We start from the raw sequence: 4,705 nt of genomic DNA on the forward strand, positions 1-4,705 counted from the left end.
TGTCGGAAGTGCAAACCAAACGTAACCGATATTTATCGAAAACCCGTTATGTGGTCGAATAAAGCTTCGGTACGTTGCACCGGAAGTTCCGCTACGCCCGGGCAGCCTATTTTGGTCTGATTAAAGTGAGTGCGCAAAGCCATCTGAAGGCGATGTGTTTGAACCTTTTGAAAGCCGCCAACAGACTAAGTGCGCCTGTTGCCGCCTAAAAGGCGGCCCGGATGCCTGATTATCGGGTATCCGGGGAGGATTAGGGGGTATTTGGGTAGAGTTAGGGAGTGATTTGGGGCGAAAACAGCCGAAAACCTGTTTTGGGCTTCGGCTGTTGAGGAAAGGGCTATTTTGCAAAGGTCTCAATAAGGGATTTGCTGAGAAAAGACTGGGAAATATAAATAAAAAAAGGCCGTCTGAAACATTTCGGATGGCCTTTTGTGTAAGTAATTGTACAACTAGGAGAAACAGGGATTAATAGATTAAAATACTAGCATTATAAATTTAACATAATATAAATTATGTAGTTTTTCCCTATACCTAACAATCGCCGTTGTTTATTCCTGTTTGTTAACTATTAGTCAATCTTAAAAGATTCCGTATAATACTCCAATTTTTAGTATAAAATCAATAGGTTTTAAGTTGCTTAATTTTACTGTAACTCTACCACTGAATTAATGAGTAATGGAATAGTGTCCAGGGAAAATAGCTTCTACTATACTAAGTACCTCCAACTTCCTTGAGATAAGTGCCTTAGCAGTTTGAGACCTTTGCAAAATTCCCCAAAATCCCTTAAATTCCCATTAAGACATTTAGGGGATTTTCCATGAGCATCTTCTTCCAGCAAACCGCCACTTTGCCTGCCGCTCCACGTCCGCGTTTGCCTTTGCGGTGTCCGCCGAAATAACTCTCGTCCAGCTCGACTGAGCCGTCAAAAATCATATCGGCTTCCAACGAGAGATGATGGCTGATGACTTCGCGAACCTTGCGGTAAAACAGCACTGCCGAATTAGGGTGGATGCCCAATAAATCAGCAGCCGAATGGGTGGTAACTTCGAGTACAAAAAACTGAAGCAGTTTCTTTTGAATACTCTTTTTTAGTTTACAACGGGTTATCTTCATTTTTGCAGTCTGAGACCTTTGCAATAACATAGGTTACTAAAATTTTATGCTCAATCTCATTTTCAAAATGCAAAACCTTTCTGATTTTTCCTATTTTTTGCTCAATATCAGGAAGGTTTTAGTCAATTGAATTTTTTTGGCGCATTTTTATGCGTCAAATTTCGTTAACAGACTATTTTTGCAAAGGTCTCAGTCTAACATGACTGCTTATCTAGTACAGCCCCATTATTTAATAAACAATAAGATACAGAATCTGAAACAAGATTCCCGCCTGCACGGCAATGACAGTGCTTAGGGGCTGCCACGTTTTCAGGCTGCCTTATGCGTTTTTAAAACCAAATGTAAACATCAGGCCGTCTGAAAACCGGTTTGCACGCTTTTGTGAGACGAAAACCGATTGCCGCAAAACCAAACGCCAAAGGCAGCCTGAAAACCGTATTTTGGGTTTCAGGCTGCCTTGTTGTTTAAATTTGCAGCAACTGTATTTTTCACCCCGTCGGGCAAAAATACCAAAACTCAAATCAAGCCGTTCGGATACCGTTTTCGGTGATACCGTTCCCGGCAAAGTAATCACGCATACGGGCATTCAATATCGTCAGCAGTTTGCGCATACATGCCGTAACGGCAACCTTATACGGCTTACCCTTGGACAGCAGGCGTTGATAGAAATCCCGAATAAGCGGTTCAAAACGTGTCGCTACCACGGTAGCCATATACAGCGCCTTACGCACCGCAGACCTTCCGCCGAAGCAGCGGCTTTTGAATTTGGTTTCCCCGCTCTCCCTCGGGTGCGGGGCAATACCGACCAAACTCGCTATCCGTTTGTGCGACAGCCGTCCCAATTCGGGCAGCATCGACATCAGCGTAGCCGTCGTTATCGAACCGATGCCTTTGATTTGCTCCGCCACTTGGGCTTTGCCGTCAAAATGCGTGTGGGTGTGGTCGTCGATTTGTTTGTCCAATTCGTCAATCAGCCGGTCAAAATGGGCAATCAGTTGTTTGACGCTTTCGACTTGCGTTTCGTGAACCTGATGCAGACGGTTTTTCTCGGCAGTCCGCATATCCACCAGTTGGTTGCGGCGGTTAACCAATGCTTCCAACACTTCTTCCGCTTCGGTGGGCGGGTGGTAGAGCATGGTTTGCCAACCTTCTTTCTGAGTCATCATCTGTGCGAAGAAGGCGAGCATTTGGGCATCTTTGGCATCGGTTTTGGTCAGCGACTGCGATTGGGCAAACTGATGCGTCTGACGCGGGTTGGCGATAATCACGGCAATGCCTGCACGGTGGATGGCTTTGGCGGCGGGGACTTCGAGACCGCCGGTGCTTTCCATCACGACGAGGGCGACGTTGTGTTTTTTAAGGTACTCGATAGTATGGGCGATACCTTTCGGGTTGTTGGTTTCGGTTTTGGTTTTAGACAAAGACGAAACGGAGATGACGAAGTTTCGTTTGGCGATGTCGATGCCTGCGTAATGGTATTGGGTACTCATCATAAACCTGCCTTGCATTCGGTTGTGTTGTCTGGCAACTGTCCGGTTGTGTCGATGGGTTGCCCGACCGCTCCCTGAGCTACGCAACGGTTGTTTACCTTGGTCGGATGCACATTGGTAAACGGCATCACAAACAGCCCGAAGCCGCGAAAACGGTCGCGCCAGAAATTACGGGCGGCGTCGGTCACCCCGCCGTTGGCATCGGATTCGTAAATCGTCAGCGGCGCGACGACAAAGCGGTTTTTGATTGCCACGCCGTTGTTCAGGGTATACGGCGCAAACATCGGGGCGTAACGCGGGTTCATTTTTTGGCTCCTTGTGTTGGGTTAAAGGCCGTCTGAAAGCGGGTTCAGACGGCCTTTTTTGCATTTGTGTTGAATCAAATACAGTTATTCAAAATCAGATCTTTATCAGCTACGCGAATAACCCTGGTATTCCGTTTCCTGTTGTGCAATTTGAGTCTCTTGGTTCGAAAACGATGGTGTCTGTTGTGCCAAACCCTCCTGTACACGTTTGTTGAATTTATCAACAATATCTTGGTTTTCTGCTAAAAGCTGCTTGGTGTACGAACCATCCTTATCATTCATTAACCCATTGATCATCGAACGAATTTTTTCATATTTAGATTGGGATTCCGATTCATTTTTTCCAATATCCGGCGCCATTTCAGGTTTAATAAAGTTTTCTTTAGGCCGTAATGCACCGTGAAAAATAGTTTTTTGATCCCAATAAGAATTTCCTGTCATCACTACTTCAGCAGGCCCTGTTGATGTTTGAGATCCAAAAAAATGAATGCGTCCTTTTTCATCATACTCTTTAAAAACAGCAACGTGTTGAGAACCTCCCGGCATTGTCATCATTAATATGTCGCCTGCTTTCAAACTGCCATCTGTTTTGGCAGATGCAGGTAGTACATCAAAATTTTTTTGAGCATAGTTCGTTATATGTTTTCCGTTAAACAGCGTTCTGGTTCCAAAGTCTTTGGCTTCCATTTTAAGATTAAATCCCGCTCCTTCTAATGAAAAATAAACAAGAGAAGAACAATCAACACCTTTTCTTCCATCATGATCTTTGTCTTCATTTAAACGAGAAGGATCAATTTTCTCTCCAGATTTATTTGCAGAGCGTCTAGCCATATCCTGTCTGCCGTATTCATGCGTGGTTTTCGAAAAGTTTGCTTCAGCATAATCAATAATCCGTTGATTCTGCCGTTCTTGAATTTCAGACATTTCAATTCCTTTTATGCCGTGTTAAAAAATTAATCTGCAAAAAAACGGACAGCCTTTGTTTTAACCCAACCGGTTGCACATACACCGCTGGCGGTTACAACAAGCTGCCCGCCCTCGTCAAACGAAGTCGTCAGACGGCATTGGCTGCCTGACGGTTTCTTTACCTGCCATTTGCTTGGAAAATCTGCCATTTTCAAGCATTCTTTCGCGCCTGCATCTTCACAGCCCGCACCCGCTGCCGGAGGCACTTTTTTCACCAGCGTCCAGCCGTTTGATTCAGCCACATTGCCAACCACACAGAGATATTGGGTGTTTCTTAACTGCATTACCGTTTTCGAACGGGCATCGGGCTTTTCCTTTAACACTGCGCCGCCTGATGATTGTACATAAACCTGATTGCCGCACGACACGGTTTGATGATGGGCTATTTTTCCACTATTTACCGGCTTCGCCACCACTGTTGCCGAGACCAGCAAGGTTAAAAGCAGCATTTTTTTCTTCATTTAAATACCTTTTAAAAACAATAAATTACTAAAATACGCAACATAATCAATGTAGTATTGATGATAAAACAACATTGCAAATAATGCAAACGACGAACATCCGAATGCGGTAAGGCCGTCTGAACAGTTTGTTTGTCGGGCATCCATGCCCGACCTGCTCGGCGTTTTCAGGCTGCCTGCGTGCGGAGTGCAAAGCCGAAAAACTTTTGCAAAATCCACCGCTCTTTTGGGGCGAAATGTCGTCTGAAAGCGATTTCAGAATCGGTGCGGGTATGTTGTTTGTAACCAAGTTTGTAGAGGCCGTTTTTCTTTGTCCAGCGGGCATCTTTATCTTTGCTCGGTGTGGTTTGACCGCTGACTTGTCCTTCTT

The 4,705-nt window shown here is 45.0% G+C and carries 4 protein-coding genes and 3 pseudogenes; 1 reads left to right on the plus strand and 6 read right to left on the minus strand.

Annotation, left to right across the window (positions count from 1 at the left end):
* Window positions 1–209, plus strand: a pseudogene (locus HMPREF2608_RS11115) (transposase); the annotation flags it as partial.
* A gap of 628 nt (window positions 210–837) precedes the next feature.
* On the opposite strand, the pseudogene HMPREF2608_RS07010 reads toward HMPREF2608_RS11115, so the two are convergent.
* The 6 genes and pseudogenes from HMPREF2608_RS07010 to HMPREF2608_RS11380 all read right to left on the minus strand — a co-directional run.
* Window positions 838–1,113 (minus strand): annotated as a pseudogene (locus HMPREF2608_RS07010) (IS1595 family transposase); the annotation flags it as partial.
* 521 nt (window positions 1,114–1,634) lie between these two features.
* Window positions 1,635–2,603 carry an IS110 family RNA-guided transposase gene (locus tag HMPREF2608_RS07020; RefSeq protein WP_141761478.1) on the minus strand — a complete coding sequence of 323 codons (969 nt, stop codon included), beginning with the start codon at window positions 2,601–2,603 and terminating at the stop codon, window positions 1,635–1,637.
* Window positions 2,603–2,908, minus strand: a complete 306-nt coding sequence (locus tag HMPREF2608_RS07025; RefSeq protein ID WP_070826448.1) for a beta/alpha barrel domain-containing protein — start codon at window positions 2,906–2,908, stop codon at window positions 2,603–2,605. The genes HMPREF2608_RS07020 and HMPREF2608_RS07025 overlap by 1 nt, the downstream gene beginning before the upstream one ends.
* Window positions 2,909–3,013: 105 nt before the next feature.
* Complete coding sequence (locus tag HMPREF2608_RS07030) at window positions 3,014–3,832, minus strand: NlpC/P60 family protein (RefSeq protein ID WP_036490867.1); 819 nt, start codon at window positions 3,830–3,832, stop codon at window positions 3,014–3,016.
* A 29-nt stretch (window positions 3,833–3,861) separates the two neighbouring features.
* Window positions 3,862–4,335, minus strand: a complete 474-nt coding sequence (locus tag HMPREF2608_RS07035) for a hypothetical protein (RefSeq protein ID WP_003746683.1) — start codon at window positions 4,333–4,335, stop codon at window positions 3,862–3,864.
* Window positions 4,336–4,589: 254 nt separating this feature from the next.
* A pseudogene (locus tag HMPREF2608_RS11380) lies at window positions 4,590–4,705 on the minus strand (IS5/IS1182 family transposase); the annotation flags it as partial.

This window comes from Neisseria sp. HMSC064D07, assembly GCF_001837185.1.
GTDB classification, from domain to species: Bacteria; Pseudomonadota; Gammaproteobacteria; order Burkholderiales; family Neisseriaceae; genus Neisseria; species Neisseria flavescens_C.

Bases quoted from the DNA above. Each gene is read 5' to 3' on its own strand.
- HMPREF2608_RS07020 (WP_141761478.1), bottom strand. From the start codon at position 2,603: ATGAGTACCCAATACCATTACGCAGGCATCGACATCGCCAAACGAAAC.
- HMPREF2608_RS07030 (WP_036490867.1), bottom strand. From the start codon at position 3,832: ATGTCTGAAATTCAAGAACGGCAGAATCAACGGATTATTGATTATGCT.
- HMPREF2608_RS07035 (WP_003746683.1), bottom strand. From the start codon at position 4,335: ATGAAGAAAAAAATGCTGCTTTTAACCTTGCTGGTCTCGGCAACAGTG.
- HMPREF2608_RS07025 (WP_070826448.1), bottom strand. From the start codon at position 2,908: ATGAACCCGCGTTACGCCCCGATGTTTGCGCCGTATACCCTGAACAAC.